The 21,816-nt window shown below is 69.1% G+C and carries 18 protein-coding genes; 12 read left to right on the top strand and 6 right to left on the bottom strand.

Annotated elements, in window-relative coordinates; translation table 11 throughout:
• Positions 1-18 precede the first annotated feature (18 nt).
• Positions 19-1,314 carry an efflux RND transporter periplasmic adaptor subunit gene (locus tag RQP53_RS16045; protein ID WP_315651674.1) on the bottom strand — a complete coding sequence of 432 codons (1,296 nt, stop codon included), beginning with the start codon at positions 1,312-1,314 and terminating at the stop codon, positions 19-21.
• A gap of 101 nt (positions 1,315-1,415) precedes the next feature.
• Here RQP53_RS16045 and RQP53_RS16040 point away from each other — a divergent pair, with 101 nt between their 5' ends.
• The 6 genes from RQP53_RS16040 (at position 1,416) to RQP53_RS16015 (ending at position 10,259) form a co-directional block, all read left to right on the top strand.
• Positions 1,416-2,654, top strand: coding sequence for a sigma-54-dependent transcriptional regulator (locus tag RQP53_RS16040; protein ID WP_315651673.1), 1,239 nt, complete (start codon positions 1,416-1,418; stop codon positions 2,652-2,654).
• Positions 2,644-3,897: a sensor histidine kinase gene (locus RQP53_RS16035; RefSeq protein ID WP_315651672.1), complete on the top strand. Its 1,254-nt coding sequence runs from the start codon at positions 2,644-2,646 to the stop codon at positions 3,895-3,897. The genes RQP53_RS16040 and RQP53_RS16035 overlap by 11 nt, the downstream gene beginning before the upstream one ends.
• Before the next feature lie 369 nt (positions 3,898-4,266).
• Complete coding sequence (locus tag RQP53_RS16030; RefSeq protein WP_315651671.1) at positions 4,267-5,361, top strand: HD domain-containing phosphohydrolase; 1,095 nt, start codon at positions 4,267-4,269, stop codon at positions 5,359-5,361.
• A 43-nt stretch (positions 5,362-5,404) separates the two neighbouring features.
• Complete coding sequence (locus RQP53_RS16025; RefSeq protein WP_315651670.1) at positions 5,405-6,562, top strand: FIST signal transduction protein; 1,158 nt, start codon at positions 5,405-5,407, stop codon at positions 6,560-6,562.
• A complete protein-coding gene (locus RQP53_RS16020) occupies positions 6,552-9,806 on the top strand; it encodes a response regulator (protein ID WP_315651669.1) in 3,255 nt (1,084 codons plus the stop codon). The genes RQP53_RS16025 and RQP53_RS16020 overlap by 11 nt, the downstream gene beginning before the upstream one ends.
• Positions 9,807-9,812: 6 nt before the next feature.
• Entirely contained in the window at positions 9,813-10,259 is a 447-nt protein-coding gene (locus RQP53_RS16015) for a BLUF domain-containing protein (protein WP_315651668.1), read from the top strand.
• Between the two features lies 1 nt (position 10,260).
• Here RQP53_RS16015 and RQP53_RS16010 read toward each other — a convergent pair whose 3' ends face one another.
• Positions 10,261-10,650, bottom strand: coding sequence for a hypothetical protein (locus tag RQP53_RS16010; RefSeq protein ID WP_315651667.1), 390 nt, complete (start codon positions 10,648-10,650; stop codon positions 10,261-10,263).
• 3 nt (positions 10,651-10,653) lie between these two features.
• Entirely contained in the window at positions 10,654-11,331 is a 678-nt protein-coding gene (locus RQP53_RS16005) for an alpha/beta hydrolase (protein WP_315651666.1), read from the bottom strand.
• Between the two features lie 172 nt (positions 11,332-11,503).
• Between RQP53_RS16005 and RQP53_RS16000 the strand changes: the two genes are divergently transcribed.
• On the top strand, positions 11,504-12,859 hold the full coding sequence (locus RQP53_RS16000; RefSeq protein WP_315651665.1) for a M48 family metallopeptidase: 1,356 nt from the start codon (positions 11,504-11,506) through the stop codon (positions 12,857-12,859).
• 33 nt (positions 12,860-12,892) lie between these two features.
• Here RQP53_RS16000 and RQP53_RS15995 read toward each other — a convergent pair whose 3' ends face one another.
• Both RQP53_RS15995 and RQP53_RS15990 read right to left on the bottom strand, forming a co-directional pair.
• Positions 12,893-14,533, bottom strand: coding sequence for a hypothetical protein (locus tag RQP53_RS15995; RefSeq protein WP_315651664.1), 1,641 nt, complete (start codon positions 14,531-14,533; stop codon positions 12,893-12,895).
• Positions 14,534-14,736: 203 nt separating this feature from the next.
• Entirely contained in the window at positions 14,737-15,135 is a 399-nt protein-coding gene (locus RQP53_RS15990) for a response regulator transcription factor (protein WP_315651663.1), read from the bottom strand.
• Between the two features lie 190 nt (positions 15,136-15,325).
• On the opposite strand from RQP53_RS15990, the gene RQP53_RS15985 reads away from it, so the two are divergent.
• The 5 genes from RQP53_RS15985 (at position 15,326) to RQP53_RS15965 (ending at position 19,640) form a co-directional block, all read left to right on the top strand.
• A complete protein-coding gene (locus RQP53_RS15985) occupies positions 15,326-15,922 on the top strand; it encodes a DUF922 domain-containing protein (RefSeq protein WP_315651662.1) in 597 nt (198 codons plus the stop codon).
• A 292-nt stretch (positions 15,923-16,214) separates the two neighbouring features.
• Positions 16,215-17,090 (top strand): DUF2589 domain-containing protein, encoded by an 876-nt coding sequence (locus tag RQP53_RS15980; protein ID WP_315651661.1) that lies wholly within the window; start codon positions 16,215-16,217, stop codon positions 17,088-17,090.
• Between the two features lie 40 nt (positions 17,091-17,130).
• Positions 17,131-17,805: a hypothetical protein gene (locus RQP53_RS15975; RefSeq protein WP_315651660.1), complete on the top strand. Its 675-nt coding sequence runs from the start codon at positions 17,131-17,133 to the stop codon at positions 17,803-17,805.
• Between the two features lie 24 nt (positions 17,806-17,829).
• A complete protein-coding gene (locus RQP53_RS15970) occupies positions 17,830-18,411 on the top strand; it encodes a hypothetical protein (RefSeq protein WP_315651659.1) in 582 nt (193 codons plus the stop codon).
• Positions 18,412-18,476: 65 nt separating this feature from the next.
• Positions 18,477-19,640, top strand: coding sequence for a DSD1 family PLP-dependent enzyme (locus tag RQP53_RS15965; RefSeq protein ID WP_315651658.1), 1,164 nt, complete (start codon positions 18,477-18,479; stop codon positions 19,638-19,640).
• Between the two features lie 173 nt (positions 19,641-19,813).
• Here RQP53_RS15965 and RQP53_RS15960 read toward each other — a convergent pair whose 3' ends face one another.
• A complete protein-coding gene (locus RQP53_RS15960; protein WP_315651657.1) occupies positions 19,814-21,814 on the bottom strand; it encodes a U32 family peptidase in 2,001 nt (666 codons plus the stop codon).
• Positions 21,815-21,816 lie beyond the last annotated feature (2 nt).

Genomic DNA, 21,816 nt, shown 5'->3' with positions numbered 1-21,816 from the left:
TCAATCGGAATTCGTGGTTCAGGAACGGATGCGCAAGAGCGGCGCATCGCCGTAGTCGCGCAGCCGCGAGACGATGACGCGCTCGCCGGCCGTCAGGCCTTCAAGCACCTCGATCTGGCCGGCGGCACGCCGACCCAGGCGCACCGCGCGGCGTTGTGCGTGGTGGCCATCGGCGTCCAGCACATAGACAAAGGCGCCGCCGCTGTCGGCATAAAAGGGCCCGTCGGCCAGCAGCAGCGCGCGGCTGGGCTGGCCCAGACGCAGCCGCAGGTCCAGGCTCTGGCCGGCCTGCAGCCCGGGCGGCTGGGCGCCGGCAAAGCTCAGCTCCAGGCCGAAGCGGCCGTCCTTCACCTGCGGCAATTTCTGGCTGACCTGCAGGGGCCAGGTCTTGCCTGCCAGCTCCAGCGTGGCCGGCAGGCCGACGGTGAGGCGAGGCAGATAGAACTCATCGAGCTGGGCGCTGAACTTGAAATTGCTGATGTCGTCGATGCGGCCGAGCCGGTCGCCGACCCGCACCGAGCTGCCGACCTGCAGGCTGAAGCCGCTCAGCTGCCCGTCGACCGGCGCCCGCGCGGCCAGATTGCCGGCCGCGGCCCGCACGACGCCCAGGCCGTCATTGAGGCCCTTGACCGCCCGCTCCAGCTCGGCGATGGCCTGCTCGCGGATGCGCATCTCGGCCTGGCTGTCTTCGCGGGCCTGGGCGAGCAGACGCTGCTGCAGCTGCTGGCGGCGGCGGGCCTCGTCCAGCACCGCGGGTGACACAAAGCCCTGGGCGGCCAGCTGCTGCTGGCGCTGCAGATCGGTCTGGGCACGCTCGGCCTCGATCTCCAGCTGGCTCAGATCGCGGCGCTGCTGCGCCCGCGCATTGGCCAGCGCGGTGCGCTGCAGCGACAGATTGGACAGCTGCTGCGCCACCTCGGCACCGCGCTGCAGCACCTCCTGCTCGCGCTGCGGGTTGGACAGCCGGTAGAGCAGGGCGCCGCGCTGCAGCATCTGGCCGTCGCGCACCAGCACCGCGTCGACGCGGCCGGACTCGGTCGCGTCCAGCAGCACCTGCTGGGCCGGCACCGTCTGCGCGCGCAGCGTGATCTCGTCGCGGAACTCACCGGGGCCGACGCTGGCAATGCTCAGGCTGGCGGCGTCCACCGCCAGGCCGCGCGGCAGCTGGCTGGCCGCCCAGGCCAGCAGCGCCAGGCCCAACAAGCCTCCGCCCAGCAGCAGGCGGCGCGGCCAGCGCGGTGCGGCGACGACGCGGTCCATGGCCGCGCCGCTGGGGCGCTCGGGCACAGGTTTCGGGGCAGAGGTGTCTTGCATGGCTGCCAGTGTGCGCAGCGGCCCACGGGCCGGCCAGCCCCCTGTCCGCTTCCGGACAGTTCGCTGGCTGTCCGCCTCCGAACACTGCTAAGGTGCCGGCCATGACGATTCTTGTGCTTGACGATGACGCCGACATCGGCATCGCCGCGCGCCTGCTGCTGCAGCGCCGTTGCGGGCCGGTGCTGACCCTGCAGCAGCCGGCCCAGCTGCTGGCGGCGCTGCGCAGCCAGGCGGTCGATCTCTTGCTGTTGGATATGAACTTTTTGCCCGGGCGCAGCGATGGCGCGCAGGGCCTGGCCCTGCTACAGCAGGTGCTGGCCCTGCCTGAAGCGCCGCGGGTGATTGTGATGACCGCCTATGCCGAGGTCGAGTTGGCCGTGCAGGCGCTGAAGCTCGGCGCTTTCGATTTCATCACCAAGCCCTGGGACAACGCCCGGCTGCTGGCCACCGTGCAGACGGCACTGGCAGGGCGAGTGGCTGACGACGACGGCGACGTTAAGCGGCCGGCCGAGGAATCGGCGGTGATGCGCGAGCTGCGCCGGCTGCTGGCCACAGTGGCACCGACCGAAGCGCCGGTGCTGCTGCTCGGTGCGGCCGGCAGCGGCCGCTCGACGCTGGCCCAGGCCCTGCACCAGGCCTCGGCCCACACCAGCGAGGCGCTGACCGTGCTGAGCCCGGCCGCCATCGAGGCGCCGGAGCAAACCTTGGCCGCGCTGCGTGGCGGCAGTGTGCTGCTGGACGAGGCCTTCGCGCTGCCGCTGGCCGCACAGCAGCGCTGGCTCGCCGCTCTAATTGCTCGCGAAGCCTTGCCAGAGGCGCCGCGGCTGATCAGCAGCAGCCAGCTCGCCGAGGCCCAGCTCTTTGATGTGCAGCGGGTGCTGCCGGCCTGGTTGTACCGGCTCAACACCGTCGTGCTGCGCCTGCCGGGCCTGCGCCAGCGCCGCGAGGACATCCCGCGCCTGGCCGCGCAGTTCCTGGCCCAGGCCGCGGCGCGGCTGAACAAGCCGCCGCGCCCCTGCAGCCCGCAGGCGCTGCAGCAGCTGCAGGCGCAAGACTGGCCGGGCCAGCTGCACCAGCTGCGCCAGGCTTGCGAGCGCGCCGTGCTGCTGGCCGGCGGGCCGCGCTACGAAATCGCCGACTTTGGACTGGCCGATGGGGCGGGCGAAACAGGTGTCGCTGCGCTCGAGCTTGGCGGCGAGACGCTGTCGCTGCAGGCCCGCGAACGCGCCGCCGTGGCCCAGGCCATGAACGATGCCCAGGGCAATATCAGCCAGGCGGCGCGTCTGCTCGGCCTGTCGCGCGCGGCGCTGTACCGGCGCCTGGAAAAGCATGGCTTCTGACCCGCGACGCGCTCAGGCGCTGCTCGGCCTCACTGGCCTGGCCCTGCTGGGCGATGGCCTGCTGCTGGGCCTGTTCTGGGGCCAGCCGCGCCCCGTGGTGCTGGCAGCGCTGGGCGGCCTCTTGCTGCTGGCGCTAGGCGCCCGGCTGCTGCTGCGGCTGCCAGCACAGCCTTTGCGACCCGAGCCGCAGCCTTCGGCGGCGCAGGGCCAGGCGCAGGCTCGTCAGCTGCTGTTGCTGGAAGGCCTGCTCGATGCGGCGCCGGTGGCGCTGTGGCGTCTGGGCGAGGGCGTGGCCGATCGTGAGCTGCAGGCCCTGAATGTGCAGGCCCGGCGCCTGCTCGCTCCCGGCAGCCCGACCGACCCCGAAGCGCTGCGCCAGCAGCTGCTGCGCCTGCCGGCCGCGCCGGCCCATTTGCTGATCGAACTGCCGCTGGCCGGCGACGGCGAGGCCGCCGGTGCCAGCCCGGAACGCTGGTTGCTGCGCCAGCGCAGCCTGCTGCTGGCCGGCCAGCCACAGCGCTTGCTGGCACTGATGCCCTTGGAGAGCGAGCTGCAGGCCGAGGCGCAGAAGTCCTGGCGCGAGCTGGTCAAGGTGCTGACCCACGAGATCATGAACTCGCTGACGCCGATTGCCTCGCTGTCGCGCAGCGCGCTGGAGATGCACGGCGACCCGGCCCAGGCCGATGATCTGCAGCTGGCGCTGGAAGCAATCGCACGCCGCGCCGAGGCGCTGGGCCGTTTTGTCGGCGACTATCGCCAGGTCAGCGAATGGCCGGCGCCGCAGCTGGCGGCGCTGCCGCTGCAGCCCTTGTTCGAGCGCCTGCAGCAGCTGGTCGGCCCGGCCTGGCGGGCCCGCGGCGGGCAGCTCGACTGCGCGGTTGAGCCCGCCAGCCTGATGCTGATGGCTGACGAAGGCCAGCTCGAGCAGGTGCTGCTGAACCTCCTGCGCAATGCCGAGCAGGCCACCGCCGGCGTGGTGCAGCCGCAGGCACAGCTGCGCGCCCGGCTGGCGGCTGGCGGGCGGCTGCAGATCACGGTCAGCGACAACGGCCCCGGCGTGCCGCCCGGGCTGGAGCGGCAGATCTTCCTGCCCTTCTTCAGCGCCCGCGGCCCGGATGCCCAGGGGCAGCGCGGCAGCGGCATCGGCCTGGCCGTGGTGCGCCAGCTGTTGCATGGCATGGGCGGCACGGTGCGCCATGTGCGGCCGGTGCAGGGCGGCGCCTGTTTCGTGATCAGCTTCTGAAAAGCCGGCTAGGGCCTGTTAACACGACGTCTGCCTGCTGCGTTGCCACACAAATCGCCGTGAACGAGGCGCCCAATGCTTCAATGAGCCTCGCCGGGGCCGTTCCCCCGGCGAGGCTTTGCAACCACGTGCACGGCGATTTGTGTGGCAACCCTTCGGGAGAGGGGCTCCAAGGGCCCCACTCGGTGTTGAACTCCTTGCCCAGGCGGCTAGCCTGGGCAGCGTCGTCCGCCTGGATTGGGGCCCTTGGAGCCCCTCTCGCACAGACAGACGTCGTGTTAACAGGCCCTAAATCACGGTTTGTGCGCGCCGCGCGGCGGTAGAGTCGAGCTGGGGCCTCGCTGCCGAAGCTTCACCTGGAGCGCGCACTTGAAGATCATCATCATCGACGACAACCAGATCAACCTGACCCTGCTCAAGGTGATCTGCCGGCAGCTGCCGGGCACTGAGTCGCTGGAGTTTCTCGATCCGCGCGCGGCACTGGCCTGGTGCCAGAGCCATGAGCCTGATCTGGTCGTCGTTGACTACCAGATGCCCGAGATGGATGGCGTGGCCTTCATCAAGGCGCTGCGGGCGACGCCGGGCCGCCAGGAGACCCCGCTGCTGATGATCACCGCGAACCACGAGCGCGAGTTGCGCTACGAGGCGCTGAACGCCGGCGCCAGCGATTTCCTGACCAAGCCGGTTGATCGCATGGAGTTCCTGGCCCGGGCGCGCAATATGCTTGCGCTGCGCCAGGGCCAGAAGGCGCTGGCCGGCCGCGCCGAGTGGCTGGCCCAGGAGGTCGAGAAGGCGACGCAGACGATTCTGGAGCGCGAACGCGACACGATCTTCCGGCTGTCCCGTGCGGCCGAGTACCGTGATCCCGAGACCGGCGCCCATGTGATGCGGATGGCGCATTACTCGCGGCTGATCGCCGCCAATCTGGGCGCGCCGGCCGACTTCCAGGATCTGCTCTTCCAGGCCGCGCCGATGCACGACATCGGCAAGGTCGGCACGCCCGACCACATCCTGCTCAAGCCGGGCCGCTTGACGCCGGAGGAAATGACGGTGATGCGCCAGCACGCCAGCATCGGCTACGAGATCCTGCGCGACAGCCCGTCGCCGTTCCTGCAGCTGGCCGCCACCGTGGCCCACAGCCACCATGAGAAGTTCGATGGCAGCGGCTATCCGCAGGGCCTGCGCGGCCTGCAGATTCCGCTGGCCGGCCGCATCGTTGCGGTTGCCGATGTGTTCGATGCGCTGACCTCGGCGCGGCCCTACAAGCAGGCCTGGACCATGGAGGCGGCGCGCGACTTCCTGCTGCAGCACAGCGGCGGGCATTTCGATGCCGGCTGCGTCAAGGCCTTTCTGCAGGACTGGGCCGCGGTGCTGGATGTGCGTGAGCGCTTTGAGGACGACCCCGAGGACATTGCCTACCGCAAGCTGCACGCCGCGCCGACGCGGCCCATGCCGCTGGACTGAGACCGTCTGCCTTCTTTCAACCCCCGCAAGCAAGGATGCCGAGATGAAGCTTCAACAAGCGACCTTTGCCGAGCTGCCCGCCCTCGGTGCACTGGCGCCCTTGGCGGCGATCGCGCCGCAGCTGGTGCTGGTTTTTGGCTCGGTGCGCCTGCTCAGCGCCGAAGGGCTGCTGGCACGCCTGCATGAGGCCTTCGGCAGCGCCGAGCTAGCCGGCTGCACAACGGCCGGCGAGATCAGCGACGACGGTGTCAGCGACGAGCGCCTGGTGATCACCGCGCTGCATTTCGAGCATCCGGGCTTTCGCGTCGTCAGCACGGCGCTGGCCGGCATGGCCGATTCGGCGGCAGCCGGGCGGCGGCTGGCCGATCAGCTGGCTGCACCGGGCCTGCACAATGTGCTGGTCTTTGGCCAGGGCGTGAACATCAACGGCAGCGCGCTGATCGAGGGCTTTCGCCAGGGCCTGGCGCCCGAGGTGGCGCTGTCCGGCGGCCTGGCCGGCGATGGCGGTGCGTTCACGCGCAGCTACACGCTGTCCAGCCAGGCGGTGTCCAGCGAGCAGATCGTTGCCATCGGCTTTACCGCGCCGGAGTTGCAGCTGCGCCATGGCTGCTTCCATGGCTGGCAGCCTTTCGGCCCGGCGCGCAAGGTGACGCGCTGCGAGGGCAATGTGCTGCACGAGCTGGACGGCGCACCGGCCTTGGAGGTCTACAAGAAATACCTCGGCGAGTACGCGCGTGACCTGCCCGGCTCGGGCCTCTTGTTCCCCTTCGAGATGCTGGGCCAGGACCACCACGCGGTCGGCCTGATCCGCACGATTCTGGGCGTCGACGAGGCGGCCGGCAGCCTGATCCTGGCCGGCGACATCGTCCAGGACGGCTATCTGAAGCTGATGCATGCGACCACCGATTCGCTGGTTGACGGCGCCCATGAGGCCGCTGCCGCAGCCGGTGTCGACAACGCCGCGGCCGGCTGCAGCCTGGCCCTGCTGGTCAGCTGCGTGGGCCGCAAGCTGGTGATGGGCGCGCGGGTCGACGAGGAGGTCGAGTCGGTCGCCGAGGTGTTCGGCCGCCACGCCCATGTGACCGGCTTCTACTCGAACGGCGAGATCAGCCCGGCGCTGGCCAGCGGCAGCGGCGGCGAGTGCCATCTGCACAACCAGACCATGACCATCACCCATCTGTCGGAGCGCCATGCTGTCTGAACCCGCGCGCCCGGGCGAGCCCGAGGCCACGCTGTTCGAGAACCGCAGCTTTGCGCGCCAGCTCAAGCGCCTGCTGGGCCTGGATGGCCCCGAGGCCTTGCAGCAGCTCTTGCAGTCACTCGAAGCGGCTGGCGACGCCCAGCCCGCGCTGCGCGATCTGGCCCAGCGGTTGCCCGGCTTTCTCTCCGGGGTGGCCGACAGCTACCGCCAGTTCGACCGCGATCTGGTGCTGCGCACGCGCAGCCTGGCGATCTCGTCCGAGGAGCTCAGCGAGGTCAATGAAAAGCTGCGGCGCGAGGCGCAGAGCCAGCAGCAGGTGCTCGATACCTTGCGCGACGCCACCCGCGAGCTGATGCACAGCATCGGCGGGGCGGTGCCGGCCGAGCTGGTCGAACAGGGCGAACATGATCTGCTCGGCCTGGCCACCTTGATTCGCGAGCTGCTGGCGCAGCGCGAACAGGTGCAGCGCGATCTGGCCAGCAGCGAGCAGCGCTTTCGCACGCTGATCGCCAATCTGCCCGGCTGCGTGCACCGCAATCTGCCCGATGCCGAGGTCACCACGCTGTTCATCTCCGATGGCATCGAGGCCTTGTCCGGCTTCAGCGCCGCTGATTTCAGGCATGGCCGCATGACGCTGCTGGGCATCGTCGACGAGCGCGACCGTGAACAGGTGCTGTCGACGATGAGCATGGCCGCGCGCAGCCGCAGCGGCTACACGCTGGAGTTCCGGCTGCGCCACCGCGATGGCGGCCTGCGCTGGGCCTATGCGGCCGGGCAGTGCGTCTACGACGAGCAGGACCAGCAGCTCTACTTCGACGGCCTGATCCTCGACAACACCGCCACCAAGCTGGCCCAGCGCGAGATCATGAGGACGCGCACCCAGCTGGTCAGCGCCATCGAGGCGCTCGACGTCGGCTTCGTGATGTACGACGAGCAGGAGCGCCTGGTCATCTGCAACGAGACGATGCGGCGTTTCTATGCCGAGGTGGCCGAGCTGCTGGTGCCAGGCGCGGCGCTGGCCGATGTGCTCAGCGCCTACTACCAGCGCGTGGTGCAGCCGCGCGGCGGCGGACTGGACGAGGCGCAATGGGTGGCGGCCGAGGCGGCGCGGCGCCATAGCGGCGGCTCGCGCGAGTTGCGGCTGGGCGATCGCTGGGTGCGCAACGACGATCTGCGCACGCCGGAGGGCCTGCTGGTCTCGCTGCGCACCGACATCACCGATATGAAGCAGCTGGCGCTGCGCATGACCGAGGCGCGCGATGCCGCCGAGGCCGCCAGCCTGGCCAAGAGCGAGTTCCTGGCCAATATGAGCCATGAGATTCGCACGCCGATGAACGGCATCATCGGCATGACGGCGCTGGCGCTGGAAACCAGCTTGAACGAAGAGCAGCGCGAATACCTGGAGATGGTGCGCAGCTCGGCCAATGCGCTCCTGGTCATCATCAACGACATCCTCGATTTCTCGAAGATGGAGGCCGGCATGATGCAGGTGGAGCTGCTCAGCTTCAGCCTGCCCGAGCTGCTGCAGGAGTGCCTGAAGCCGCTGGGCCTGCGTGCGGCCGAACAGGGCCTGGAACTGCTGTGCCGGATCGCGCCCGAAGTGCCCAGCCAGTTGCTTGGCGATCCGGGCCGATTGCGCCAGCTGCTGACCAATCTGGTCGGCAATGCGATCAAGTTCACCGCCGAAGGCGAAGTGGCCGTTGATATCGAGCTGGCGGAGCGCAGCGGCGGCGATCAGCTGCTGCTCAAGGGCGTGGTGCGCGACACCGGCATCGGCATTGCGCCAGACAAACAGGCGCAGATCTTCGAGGCCTTTTCGCAGGCCGACGCTTCGGTGACCCGGCGCTATGGCGGCACCGGCCTCGGCCTGGCGATCTGCCAGCGCCTGGTCGGCCTGATGGGCGGGCGCCTGTGGGTGGACAGCGAGCCCGGCCGCGGCAGCGAATTCCATTTCACGCTGAGCCTGCAAGCCGCACCCGAGCAGCCCGCGGCGCTGGACGCGGCCGCGCGGGCGCTGCTGCAAGGCCGGCGTTTGCTGCTGGTTGAAGACAATCTGCGCCAATGCGAATGGACGCAGGAGCTGCTGCGCCAGTGGGGGCTGGAGACCGTTTGCGCGCACGATTTGGCCTCCGCCCAGGCCCTGCTGGCCGACCCCGGCCTGGCGCTCGACGCGGCGCTGATCGATGCCCGCCTGGGCGCCCAGTCGGGCTTCGAACTGCTGCCGCTGCTGCAGCAGCGAGCAGCCTTCGCCAAACGCTGCCTGATGCTGCTGACACCGGACGCGCTGATCAGCGACGGCGCACGCTGCACCGAGCTGGGCCTGGCGGGCTACCTGAGCAAGCCGCTGGCCGGTGCTGAGCTGCGTGATCGCCTGTTGCGCCTGTTCGACCTGAACGCCGCGCTGGCGCAGGGCGGGCAGCGGGCCGGCAGCAGCGCCGCGGCGGCCAGCCGCTCGCTGCGCGTCTTGCTGGTCGAAGACATGCCGGTCAACCAGGCGCTGATGACGCGCCTGCTGCAAAAGCAGGGTCATCAGGTGACGCTGGCCGAAAACGGCGCGGTGGCGCTGGAGTTGAGCGCCTCGGGGCAGTTCGATCTGCTGTTGATGGACATGCAGATGCCGGTGCTCGACGGCCTTCAGGCCAGCCGCGCCATCCGCGAGCGTGAGGCGCAGCGCGGCGATGGCCGGCGCGAGCTGATCATCGCGGTCACCGCCAATGCAATGGCCGGTGATCGGCAGCGCTGCCTGGACGCGGGCATGGACGGTTATCTCAGCAAGCCGGTCAATGCCGAGGCCCTGCGCCTGGAGATCGGCCGTGTGCTCGGCGAGACGGCGCCGGCCACCGCCGCGGCGGCGGCGCCCGCGCGCTCGCAACTGCCGGCCATGGACATCGAGGCGGCGCTGGAGCGGCTGGGCGGCGATCGCGAAGCGCTGCTGGAAATCGCAGCGATGTTTGCAGAGGACTGCCCGCAGCGCTTTGCATCGATCGACAGCGCCTTGCAGGCACGCGATCTGGCGGCACTGGCCCAGGCCGGCCATGACCTCAGCGGCACGGCCGCCAACCTCTCGGCCCTGCAGCTGCAGGCCTCGGCCGATCAGCTGCGCGAACTGGCCCGCGAACAGCGCTGGGACGAGGCGGCCACGCTGGCCGCCGCGCTGCCCCAGCAGCTGGCGGCGATGGCCGCGGCGCTGTCCGAGTGGCAAGGGCTGCAGTCGGCGGGCCAGCCGGCGGGCCAGCCGGCCTGAACTGCGATGCCGGCCCCCATCTTCCAGCTGATCTATGCCAGCGAGGCCCGTGCCGGACTCGGCCATGAAGACTTGCTGCGCCTGCTTGTCCAATCACGGCGCGCCAATGCCGAATGCGGCCTGAGCGGCATCCTGCTGCACTGCCGCGGCCAGTTCCTGCAGGTGCTCGAAGGCGATCGCGCGACTATCGAGGCCCTGCTCGAGCGCATCGAGGCCGATGAGCGCCACCAGAACCTGCGCGTCGCGCTCGCCCATGTCGTCGCCCAGCGTGACTTTGAGCAATGGACGATGGCGCTCTACGACATCGAGCCCGCCGCGCTGGCGCAGGACTCGGCGCTGGCGGCCTTCTTCCAGCCAGACTTCGATATCAGCGCGCTGCGCTATGGCTCGCCATCAAGCTTCTTGCTGCGCGCCTTTCGCGAGCTGAGCTTGTTGGAAGTTCAGACCGGCTGAATCAGTGTGCGTAGTGATAGCGCACCGCGGCAAAGGCCAGCGCGAACAGCCAGGCACGGATGAAACGGCCCAGGCTGCTCTCGCCGCTCTCTTGCCTGCCGCGGCGCGTGCGCAGCGCCGCCATCAAGAGGCCGGCGGCCACCGGCGCCAGCATCAGGTACAGCGCCTGGCCCAGCGGGCTCGGGATCAGATGGCGTGGCAGCAGCCACAGGCTGAACACGCCCAGCCCAGCGCCCAGCAAGGCATAGATCAGCACGCTGAGCAGCGGGTGGCGGGGGCGCACCCGGCGCTGCCGCCAGGCGTCGATGCCGAAATCGATCAGCAACTCGCCGAGCAGCTGTGGGAGCAGCTCGGCGGCAATCCAGCCCAGCAGCTCGAAGAGAATCTCCACGTCTCAGGTGCTCGGCGCAGCGCTGCCAAGGCGCTCACTCAGCCAGTCAGACAGCGCGTCGATCTCTTCAATGCAGACCTCGTGGCCCATCGGGTAGTCCTGCCACTGCGGCGCGTAGCCCAGGCGCTGCAGCTCGGCGCGCGCGGCATGGGCGCGGGCCAGCGGCACGACCGCGTCCTGCAGGCCATGGGCCAGAAAGATCGGCACATCGGCATTGGCCGGGTGAGCCTCGGCCTCGGTCTGCGGCAGCAGCGGCAGATAGCCGGACAGACCGATCAGGCCGGCCAGGCGCTCCGGGAAGCGCAGGCCGGCCATCAGCGTCATCGCGCAGCCCTGCGAGAAGCCCATCAGCACAATGCGCGAGGCCGGGATGCCGCGTTCGATCTCGCGTGTGATCAGGCCATGCACCTCGACCAGCGAGGCGCGCAGCCCGGCCTCATCTTCCTGGCGATCCAGCGCGGTGCCGCGGATGTCGTACCAGGCGCGCATGCGCTGGCCGCCGTTGATGGTGACGGGCATCACCGGGGCATGTGGCAGAACCACCCGCAAGCCGCCCACGCCTTGCAGCCGCAGGGCTTGCACGATGGGCACGAAATCCTGGCCGTCGGCGCCCAGGCCGTGCAGCACGATCAGGCTGGCCGTCGGTTCGGCCTGGGTTTTCATTTCGATGGCGTCGAGCATGGGGAGACCTTTCCTGGTGCGGGCATGGTAAAGCACGCTCCGCAAGGTTCACGCCGACGCTGGGCAGCGCATGCCCTGTTGCCTTGATGCTTCAGTCGAAATGTCTTTTGGCATTCGCAGACAGCGCCGCTAGCGTGCGCAGCCAGTCTCAAGCGTCTGCGGAGGATCTGTGATGCGCCAATGGCTTGTTGCCTTGTTGATGGGGTTTGTGCTGTGCCAAGGGGCCGGGGCCGTTGACACGGCCGCCCTGCCGGCTTCGGCCGCGAGTGAAGCCGGCTCGGCTTCACAGAGCGCGACGAGTCGCCCTCAGTTCCGTGTCAGTCCGGTTGATGCGGGCTGGGCCGCCGGGCTGCCGCGCGATGCAGAAGCCGCGACGCAGGCCTATCTGGACCGGCTGCCGGCCGATGTCGTGGCGCGTGCCAATGCCTACTTCGAAGGCGGCTATTGGCTGCAGCTGTGGAACTTTCTGCTCGGCCTGGCCGTGGCCGGCGTGCTGCTGCAGGGGCGGCGTTCGGCGCGGCTGCGGGACTGGGCGGCGCGCGTGAGCGGCCAGCGCAGCCTGCTGCGCGACGGCCTCTATGGTGCCGCCTATGGCCTGGCTTCCTGGTTGCTGACCTTACCGATGAGCGTCTACCAGGGCTTCTATCGCGAGCATGCCTATGCCATGGCCACGCAGGGCTTTGGCGCCTGGTTTGGCGAGCAGCTGATTGGCTTGGCGGTCGGCACCCTCGTGCTGGCCGTGGTCGTTCCGCTGCTGTATGCGGTGCTGCGCAAGGCGGGCGAGCGCTGGTGGTTGTGGGGCACGGTGCTGGTGTCCGGCTTGATGATGGTGATGATGGTGGTGGCGCCACTCTGGATCGAGCCGCTGTTCAACACCTACAAGCCGGTCGAGAACGGCGAGATCAAGACCAGCGTGCTGGCGCTGGCCCATGCCAACGGCGTGCCAGCCAATGACATCTACGAGTTCGATGCCTCAAGGCAGACAACACGTGTCAGCGCCAATGTGGCCGGCTTGTTCGGCAGCGCCGCGGTGCGCCTGAACGACAACCTGCTGCGGCGCAGCAGCCTGGCGGAGATTCGTGCCGTGATGGGCCACGAGCTGGGTCACTATGTGTTGAACCACATCGCCAAGTCGATCTGCGAGTTCGGACTGCTGATGCTGGCCGGCTTTCTGTTCGCGCAGTGGGCGATGGAGCGCTTGCTGGCGCGCCGCGGCCACGTGTGGGGCCTGCAGGGTGTCAGCGATGTGGCCAGCCTGCCCTTGCTGGCGGCGGTGTTTTCGGTCTTCATGCTGGTGGCCACGCCGATCAGCAACAGCATCGTTCGCACCCAGGAGCTTGAGGCCGATCGCTTTGGCCTCAACCTGGCCCGCGAACCTCATGGCATGGCCGAGGTGATGCTCAAGCTGGTCGAGTACCGCAAGCCCGATCCCGGCCCGCTGGAGGAGTTCGTCTTTTTCGACCATCCCAGTGCCCGCACCCGCATTCATGAGGCCATGCGCTGGCGCGAGGCCATGGGCACGCCGTGAACGCAGCCGGCTCAGGGCTGGCCCGTTCAGGCCTTACCAGCGACAGCCCTTGTCGCGCGCCGCGTCGGCCGCCAGCGGCAGCGCGGCCAGCAGGCCCTTCTCTGCATAGGCCTTGCGGCAATCCTCACGAGCGGCTTCTTCGACGCTCTTCTGCAGCTTGGATTTCACCTCGGGCGGCTGGGCCAGCAGGTCCAGCAGGCCGCTGGAGCGGCGGTTGGCCAGCGGCCCGCCGCGCAGCGGCAGCGTCAGGTTCAGCTTGGGCGCGCTCGCGGCGGCGGAAGGGGCCGTTGCGACATCGTGACCTTGCTGACTGCCGGCGTCGGGCGCTCCTTCGCTGGCCACGCTGCGGCCGCTGAGGTCAATGCGCTGCCCGGGAGTCTGCAAGCCAGGCTTGGCGGTCGGGCTTTGGCCGCTGGCGGGGCTGGCCGTGTTGTTGCCTGCCGCCGCCGTGCTCAGCGCGGCGGTCGGAGCCGGTGGTAGCGGCTCCAGCGCGGCGCCGGCCGTCGTCTGCTCCGGCAATTTGCTGAGGGCCGGCGCGCTGCCAGCGCTATTTCTGCTCACCGCTTCGCTGCTGGCCCGCAGCGGCAGCACGGTGGCGGGCAGGGCCGGCACCTCCAGCGTCGCCTGGCGGGCTTCGGCCGACATCGGGCTGATCGGCGCGGCGGCCGTGGCCTTGCTGATGCTTGGCGTGGCCAGTGCCGACAGCGGCAGCGCCGGGCGCGGTAGCGGCTGCAGTGAATCCAGGCGGGCCGCCGAGGCTGCGGCCACCGGGGCCAATGCAGCGGCTGGCGCTGCGCGTGTCACCGTGGTGCTGGGGCTGGCCAGCTGACTCATGGGCAGGCTGAGCTGCGGCAAGGGCGCCAGGTCCGGCGTGGGCGGCATGCTTGGTGCGGCGCTCAGCGTGGCGGTGTTCGGACGGCTGATGGCACTCGGCCTTTCAGACAGCGGCAGGGTCAAGGCCGGCATCGCTGCCAGCTCGGCGATCCGTGCCTCGGGCAAGGGCTTCAGCGGGGCCGCTGTGCTGCGGGCGACGCTGGGGCTGGCCGGGCGGCTGTCCAGCGGCAAGGTCAGCGGCGGCAGCGCAGCAATGCTGGGCTCGGGCCTCGGCGCGGGCTCCATGGGGGCCGTTCGAGCCGGGGCAGCCTTTGTGGGTTCAGGCAGTTGGGCGAGGCGTGGCGCTTCCGCGGTTTCGGGCATCGGCGGTACCGGGTCGGGCAGCGGCGCCAGCGGCGGCGTGCTCAACGCCGGGCTGGGCTTGAGCTGGGCCAGCGCCTCGGGCTTCAGCCGCTGCACCTCGTTCGCCTGCGGCGCCCACTGGCCGAGCCGTGCGGCGCCGGGCTCGTCGCTGGGTGGCGCTTCTTCCTGGCGCACCACGCCACCAAAGCGTTGGCGGGCGGCTCCCCCCGCAGGGCCCAGATCTGGGCGGGGCTCGGTGCTGCCGTTGGCCGCTCCCTTGGCGCTGCCAGGGCCGGTCAAGAGCACGCTGATGCTGCCGTAAACGCCTTCACCGGGCTTGGCCGTCCCGCCTGGCGCATTGCCGATCAGCACGATCAACCAGATGTGCAGCAGCAGCGCCAGCAGCAGGCAGCGGTCCAGCGGCGTTGCCACGCGACCAGCCAGCGCTGGCGCGCGGCGGGGCAGGAGGTGGCGGGCAATCTGGCGGACGGGCAGCAAGGTGGATGCGGGCAGCTGGCTCTCGGCGCGGATTGTGGCAGGGCGCCGTGACGCTGAGGCTCAGCACTGCCTGTTTTTTGTGCAATCCGAGTCCGGCCCAGTCGGCATGCGCCCTGCGGTGCGCCGTCCAAGGCGCATCCCCATGCTTATCCACAGGCGCTGTGGACGGATTCAGTGTCGGGGTCAGCGCAGGCTGAACGGGATCAGCCCGCGCCCAGCGTGCTGGCACCCGCCTTGGGCGCGTACAGCGCGGTGATGCTGTCAACCAGTTGCAGCGGGCCGAAGGGCTTGCTCATGAAGAGGTCGGCGCCGGCCTCCTTGACGGCCTGACGGATTTCCTCGGCCGGCTTGGCGCTGACCAGAATGACCTTGATCGCCGCGCCGCCCTGGGCCTTGATGCGCCGGCAGGCTTCAATGCCGTCGAAGGGGCCGGGCATCATGATGTCCATCAAGACCAGATCCGGCTTCAGGGTCGCGGCGATGTCGACCGCCTCCTGGCCGTTCTTGGCCTCGTGGATGTCGAAGCTCTGCGCCAGATCCAGCGTCATGCGCAGCAGATCGCGGATGTCGGCATGGTCGTCAACGATGAGGATTTTGTGCATGCTCACGGCCCGTGATGGCGAAGCCCGACGGTAGCGCATCGGGCGGGCGCCGGCAATCGATGCGGGAGGGCGTGGCGGCAGGGTGACAGCGAGCAGCGCCGCCTTTTTGCGGCTGTCGCGAACTTGTTCACGCCGGCTCGCTATCGGGCCTGGGCAGCAAGTGGCGCGAGGCGCGGCGAGAATCGCAGCCATGTGTCGCGCACTGATTCCTGCTCGTCTGCTGGCCGCCTGTTGCCTGCTACTTCTGCTTGGTTCGAGGCCTGCCGAGGCCGCGCTGCAGTCGCAGATTGTTGAACAGCCTTATCCGGTGCCGCTGCAGCCCGGCCAGCGCCTGCTGCCGGCGCTCAATGCCGCCACGCCGGTGCGCGAGCAGGGCCGAATTTTTCACGGCCGCACCCGCTGGCACGTGCGCAGCGGCTACCGCTGGCAAAAGGAAACGACAGACAAGGGCGAGCAATGCAGGCTGGCCGAGGTGCGCGTGCTGCTGCAGGCGCAGATCGTGCTGCCTGAGCTTGGTGGCGCGCCCAGCGCCGAGCAGCGCGCCGACTTTGATCGCTACCTGGCCGCGCTGCGTGTTCATGAGCAGGGGCATATCGCCATCGTCGAGGCGGCGGCGGCACGTATCGACGAGGCCTTGCAGAGCCTGCCGCCCGCGCCGCGCTGCGAGGAACTGGAGCGGCAGGCGCGGCGCATTCGCGATCTGGTGCTTGAGCAGGCCGGTCGCGAGGGCGAGGACTACGACCGCCAGACCGGGCACGGCTGCAGCCAGGGCGCCTGCCTGCGCTGAGCCACCTGCGGCGGTGACGATGCGCAGCCTGCGCCGCCGCCGCGTGCCCCCTCTTTCGGCTTCAGGATTCATCATCAATCCTGCCAAGCTAGGGGTGAGGTCCGCCCACCAGTTTCGTTAGCATCCGTCCACTCGCAAGGCCGGGCTGGCGCGCAAGCGCGATGACCGATCTGCGTGGCGATGGCGTCAGCGGCCCGGGCCGGCCGCGACGCGGGCACCATGCCTAGCGCCAGCGCGCGCGTGGCCATCGCCGGTTCGGCCCGTTCTTATGTTCGCAGCAAGGGAGCTTGTCATGCCGAGTCCGGGTCAAGAACTTTCCAGCATCGACTTCGCATCGATGATCGGCGGGCCGCTGAACGCGGTGATCAATGCGCAGGCACAGGCGGCGCTCAGTTCGGTCAACTTCATCAAATCGGTCGGCTTTGAGCCGAACATCACCGATGCCAATGGCGTGACGACACCGGGCAAGCCCATCTACGTGGCCTTCAAATACCCGAAAGAGGTGGCGGCCTTCCAGCCGGCGCGTGATGAACTGACGTCCATCACCGTTGGCGCGGCCGGCGCCGGCTACAGCTCGGAGCCGACCGTCACGCTGATCGGCGGTGGCGGTTCGGGGGCTTCAGCGGTGGCCAGCATCTCCAACGGCGCGGTGACGGCCATTACCGTCACCAGCAAGGGCAGCGGCTACACCACAGCGCCCACGGTGACGCTCAGCGGTGGTGAGCCCACCACGCCCGCCACAGCCACGGCCACGGTCACCCATACCGACGCCGTCGCCGCGCAAATCCAGGAGATGAAACTGGAGGTGCCGATACTGACCATGCTGCCGATTCCCTTCATTACCATCGACCTGGTCAAGATCGACTTCCACGCCAAGATCACCTCGGTCGAGTTCACCAAGACCGATGAGAGCCTGGGCGTCAACGCCGACCTGACCGTACAGCAAGGCTGGCCGGGTGGATCCGCCAAGCTCAATGTGGCCGTGGCTTACCAGAAGAGCAACAGCCAGGGCGCCAGTGTGGACCGCAGCTATTCGCTGGACATCTCGGTGCAGGCCTCGCAGGCAGAAACGCCGGCCGGGCTGGACCGCATTCTTGGCATCCTGGAGAAGTCGATGTTCGAGCGACCGCTGGGGGCCCCGGCGCCGGTTGTTCGCCTGCCGGCCTGAGCGGCAATGGCCGCCATGAGTTTCACCGGAGCGACTCACCATGGCCGCGATTGAGGCCTATCTGGCCAATCTGCTGTCGGGCATCGCCAATGCCCGGCTGCAGGCCGATCTGGAGTCGGTGCGCATTGCGCAGCTCTATGCCCAACACCCGCTGCTTCAGCACCTGCCGGTGCCGCGCTTTCGGCTGCCGACGGTCACGCTGGACCTGCCGGTGGGCATCGACAAGGTCGACGAGCCGCAGCCGGCCGCCGCCGCCGATGTGGTGCACAAGCAGCTGATTGCGGTGATGGACGAAACGCTGAATCAACAGCAGCTGCGTCAGCCGCCGCGCTCGCGCGCCTCGGCGATTCGCAGCCTGGCAATGCTCTTGGGTGAGTTGCCAGCGCCGGAGGCGCGCGACCAGCTCGCCATCGGACAAGCCAGTGAACGGGCCGTGGGCGTGGTGATGAGCCTGGTGCGCAACTCGCTGCGTTCCGAAGGCACGGCGATAGAAGGCGGCATCGAGACCCAGCTGCGCGGCCGGCTGACCGAGGTGATGCGCACCCTGCTGCCCAAGCCCGCCAGCGTGCGCCTGCTGGTGGCCAGCAGCGATCTGAAGGCGGCCGGCCCGCCGGAGCTCTTGACCCGCATCCAGCTGACGGTGACCGAGGAGGGCGTCGAATGGACGCAGACCCGCGCCGATGATCCGAGCAGCCGCAAGCTGGTGCAGGAATAGGGTGCTGCGAATGGGCGCCACGTCGTGAGCAGCTTGCTGCGCCTGGCCAATCTGGAGCAGATCGAGCGACAACTGCTGGCGCTGTCGCCGCTGATGGCGCTGCTGGAAGTCGGCGCACCTGACTTTGCCGAGCAGGCCCATCAGTGGCTGAGCCAGACCGAAAAATGCCTGCTCGACAACCGGCTACCTGCGGCCGGCAGCCTGGCTGCTCTGCGCGGCAGTCTGATTGCGCTGCAGCGCGGCGGTGGGGTCCCCAGCGAGCAGGGCAACCGGGGCCGCTTGCAGACCCGCAAGCAGCGCGATGCGCGGATCGCCGGCCTCTTGAAGGAGGCGGCGGACTTGCTGGCCGGCCAGGTGCGCGGCCGCCGCAGCCAGGTCGACGAGGCCGAGCGCCTGATGCTGCAGTTGGTCGCGGTGGCCGATCGTGTCGGCCTCCTGCAGCCGGCCCAGGCCGGGCAAAGCCACACGGCTTACCTGCAGGCGCTGATGGCCACCTTGAGCCAGCGCCCCGAACTGGGCAGCCATATCGTCCATGTGCAAGGCATGTTGGGCCTGGCCGATAGCTTGCTGATGCTGGACCGGGTGATTGAGCGGCTGCGCAGCTGACGTCGCCCCGGCAGCGCAGCGGCTTGGCGGCACAATGCCGCCACCTGCTGAACTGCAACGTCATCATGCCCCTGCCTGACATCCGGCCCGCCACGCTGTCCCCCATCAGTTTGCCGCCGGCCGCCCGCCACGGCGACACGCTGGACGCCATTGACACCCCGGCGCTGCTGCTCGACCTCGATGCCTTCGAGCGCAATGTCGCGCTGATGCAGGCCGCGGCCAGTGCTGCGGGCTTGGCGCTGCGGCCGCATGCCAAGGCGCACAAGAGCGTGGCGATTGCGCAGGCGCAGCGGCGTGCCGGGGCGGTGGGCATCTGCTGCCAGAAGGTCAGCGAGGCGCTGCCCTTCGTCAATGCCGGCGTCAACGATGTGCTGATCAGCAATCAGGTGGTCGGTGCCGCCAAGACGGCCTTGCTGGCCCAGCTGGCGCTGCGCGCCAGGATCAGCGTCTGCGTCGACCATGAAGTGCAGATCGAGGCGTTGGCCGCGGCCTGTGCGGCGACGGGCAGCCGCATTGAGGTGCTGGTCGAGATCGATGTCGGCCAGCAGCGCTGCGGCGTCGCCGATGCCGAGGCGGTGCTGCGCCTGTGCGCGGCGATCAAGCGCCATCCGCAGCAGCTGCACTTCAAGGGCCTGCAGGCCTATCAGGGCGCGATCCAGCATCTGCGCACTGTGGCCGAGCGGCGCGCCGCGGCGGCCGCAGCCGCGGCACGGGCGGCGGCGGTGCGCGATGCGCTGCTTGCTGCGGGGCTGGCCTGCGAGTGCATCACCGGCGGCGGCAGTGGCACGGTGGCGTTTGATTTGAGCAGCGGCGTCTACACCGAGGTGCAGCCGGGTTCCTATGTCTTCATGGATGCCGACTATGGCCGCAACGAGGCGGCCGGCCTGCACTTCGAGCACAGCCTCTTCCTGCTCAGCAGCGTGATCAGCGAGGGCCAGGGAGATCGCCTGGTGCTGGATGCGGGGCTGAAGACGCTGTCGGCCGAATGCGGGCCGCCGCAGGTCTGGGCCGGAGGCGCGCTGAGCGCTGACTTGAGCGTGCTGGCGCTGAACGACGAGCATGCCATCGTTCAGCATCTGGGCGGGCCGCGCCCGACGCTGGGCCAGCGCCTGCTGCTGGTGCCCGGCCATTGCGACCCGACGCTGAACCTGCACGACCAGCTGGTCGCGCTGCGCGGCGGCCGGGTGGAGGCGCTGTGGGCGATCGAGGCGCGCGGCTTGAGCCGTTAGCTTGAGGCTCCTTCTACGGCGAGTGCTGATCCGTCAAAACAGACCACAGAGACACAGAGACACAGAGACAACAAATTCACCAGGTTCAGCTCGGGCTGAATTTCTCTGTGTCTCCGTGACTCTGTGGTTTGCGTTCGGCTTTTCCACGCTCGTCAGTTGCGCGAGCCGGTCGATCAGGCCGCGGGCCGCGTCCGGTAGAAGGTGATCGGTTCGGTCTTGATCTGCTGCTTGAACTGCTGCAGCACGTTCTTGCGCATCGCGCCGACCACATGCATCTCACAGGGCTTGCAGTCAAAGCGCAGCGTCAGCTGCTCGTCGCCATGCTGCAGCGTCAGCGGCTCGGCGCGCACGGTGCCCTGCACGCCGGTCACGCCCTTGGCCTGCTTGGGACAGAGCGACAGGCTCCAGCGCACGCAGTGCTTGGTGATCATCAGGCTGACTTCGCCCAGCTCTTCGTGGCTCTCGTAGGCCGCGTCGATCACCTTGACGCCATGGCGCGCGTAGAAGGCGGCCGCGCGGCTGTTGTAGACATTGGCCAGATAGCTCAGCGTGTCTTCCGGGTAGGCGACCGGCGGCTCCACCGGCGTGGCCCGCGGCAGCCGCTGCCAGGCCTCTTGGCGCGCCTCTTCCAGCGCGGCCACGGCCTCACGGCGCAGCGCATTGAGCTGCGAGGCCGGCAGGAAGCAGCTTTCGCGCAGCGCCAGGCGCACGCGGCGGGCCTCGAACTGGGTGTTGCCCAGCTTGGCCAGCTGCTCTTTCAGCGTCGCCTCGGCCTGCTTGGCATCGCGCGCCGGCTCATGCGGATGGGCCAGGCGGGCGATGCCGCGGTGGCCGTCTTCGTCCTTCAACGTCAGCTCGAAGCCGGGCTCGCCGTCGAGCTGGATCTGGGCCAGCGTCAGGTCCACCCAGAGCCGGCGCTCGGCCGAGGGTTTGGCCAGCAAGCGCTCCCAAGCCATATCGCGGTTGCGGCTGATGGCCAGACCACGGTAGAGATCCTTCAGGGCCTGCACCGTGCTGCCTTCAGAGAGGCCATGCAGATTCGGCTCCACCTGCCACAGCGTGCCGCCCAGCGGCGTGGCGGTGTTGACCGGCACGCCCTGAAGCTCCCCCTGGCGGTCCCACCAGGTCAGCGCATCGCCGTTGTTGATCACGCGGGTGGCGTCGCCGGTGTCGATCTCGAAATGGCTGCTCGTGATCTTGCCCAGCGTGCCCAGCGGCATGCCGGCGTGCTTGGGCGTGTCGAAGGCGCCGATATCGATCTGGCGGCCGTTAACGAAATAGTCGGTGCCGCCGCGGTTGAAGCCCTGCTCGGGCTCGGGCGTGAAGCTGAAGCGGCAATGGCCGCTGCTGCTGGCGCGGTAGTGCTTGGCGCGGCGCTCGAGCAGGCCGTCGATCAGCTGGCGGTAGTGGGCGGTGACGTTCTTCACCGTCGCCATGTCCTTGTAGCGGCCCTCGATCTTGAAGCTGCGGATGCCGGCGTCGGCCAGCAGCTCCAGATTGGCGCTCTGGTCGTTGTCCTTCAGACTCAGCACATGCTTGTCGTGGGCGATCACCCGGCCCTGCGCATCGCTGACGGTGTAGGGCAACCGGCATTCCTGCGAGCAGTTGCCGCGGTTGGCGCTGCGCCCGGTGTGCGCATGGCTGATGAAGCACTGGCCGCTGTAGGCCACGCACAGCGCGCCGTGGATGAAGAATTCCAGCGTCGCGTCCTGCACGACGGCGCGAATGGCCTGGATCTGGCCGAGGTCCAGCTCCCGTGCCAGCACCATCTGCGAGAAGCCGACGTCCTGCAGAAAGCGCGCCTTCTCCGGCGTGCGGATATCGGTCTGTGTGCTGGCGTGCAGCTGGACGGGCGGCAGGTCCAGCTCCAGCAGGCCCATGTCCTGCACGATCAGCGCATCGGCGCCGGCCTCGTAGAGCTGCCAGGCCTGCTGGCGCGCGGCTTCGAGCTCGTCGTCGCGCAGGATGGTGTTCATGGTGACGAAGATGCGCGCGCCAAAGCGGTGGGCATGGCGGGCCAGGCGTTCGATATCGGCAATGCTGTTGGGCGCCTTGTCGCGCGCACCAAAGCCTGGGCCGCCGATATAGACGGCATCGGCGCCGTGATTGACGGCCTCGATGCCGATGTCGGCATCGCGTGCTGGGGCCAGCAGTTCGAGAGCAGCTTTTGACATGG

This window comes from Roseateles aquae (genome assembly GCF_032337115.1).
GTDB classification, from domain to species: domain Bacteria; phylum Pseudomonadota; class Gammaproteobacteria; order Burkholderiales; family Burkholderiaceae_C; genus Roseateles_C; species Roseateles_C aquae.
The sequence above is the reverse complement of the archived record's forward strand: the minus strand, read 5'-3'. Positions and strand labels throughout refer to the sequence as shown.

Bases quoted from the DNA above. Each gene is read 5' to 3' on its own strand.
- RQP53_RS16025 (WP_315651670.1), top strand. From the start codon at position 5,405: ATGAAGCTTCAACAAGCGACCTTTGCCGAGCTGCCCGCCCTCGGTGCA.
- RQP53_RS15960 (WP_315651657.1), bottom strand. From the start codon at position 21,814: ATGTCAAAAGCTGCTCTCGAACTGCTGGCCCCAGCACGCGATGCCGAC.
- RQP53_RS15975 (WP_315651660.1), top strand. From the start codon at position 17,131: ATGGCCGCGATTGAGGCCTATCTGGCCAATCTGCTGTCGGGCATCGCC.
- RQP53_RS16020 (WP_315651669.1), top strand. From the start codon at position 6,552: ATGCTGTCTGAACCCGCGCGCCCGGGCGAGCCCGAGGCCACGCTGTTC.
- RQP53_RS16015 (WP_315651668.1), top strand. From the start codon at position 9,813: ATGCCGGCCCCCATCTTCCAGCTGATCTATGCCAGCGAGGCCCGTGCC.
- RQP53_RS15980 (WP_315651661.1), top strand. From the start codon at position 16,215: ATGCCGAGTCCGGGTCAAGAACTTTCCAGCATCGACTTCGCATCGATG.
- RQP53_RS16040 (WP_315651673.1), top strand. From the start codon at position 1,416: ATGACGATTCTTGTGCTTGACGATGACGCCGACATCGGCATCGCCGCG.
- RQP53_RS16000 (WP_315651665.1), top strand. From the start codon at position 11,504: ATGCGCCAATGGCTTGTTGCCTTGTTGATGGGGTTTGTGCTGTGCCAA.
- RQP53_RS16045 (WP_315651674.1), bottom strand. From the start codon at position 1,314: ATGCAAGACACCTCTGCCCCGAAACCTGTGCCCGAGCGCCCCAGCGGC.
- RQP53_RS15990 (WP_315651663.1), bottom strand. From the start codon at position 15,135: ATGCACAAAATCCTCATCGTTGACGACCATGCCGACATCCGCGATCTG.
- RQP53_RS16005 (WP_315651666.1), bottom strand. From the start codon at position 11,331: ATGCTCGACGCCATCGAAATGAAAACCCAGGCCGAACCGACGGCCAGC.
- RQP53_RS16035 (WP_315651672.1), top strand. From the start codon at position 2,644: ATGGCTTCTGACCCGCGACGCGCTCAGGCGCTGCTCGGCCTCACTGGC.
- RQP53_RS15985 (WP_315651662.1), top strand. From the start codon at position 15,326: ATGTGTCGCGCACTGATTCCTGCTCGTCTGCTGGCCGCCTGTTGCCTG.
- RQP53_RS15965 (WP_315651658.1), top strand. From the start codon at position 18,477: ATGCCCCTGCCTGACATCCGGCCCGCCACGCTGTCCCCCATCAGTTTG.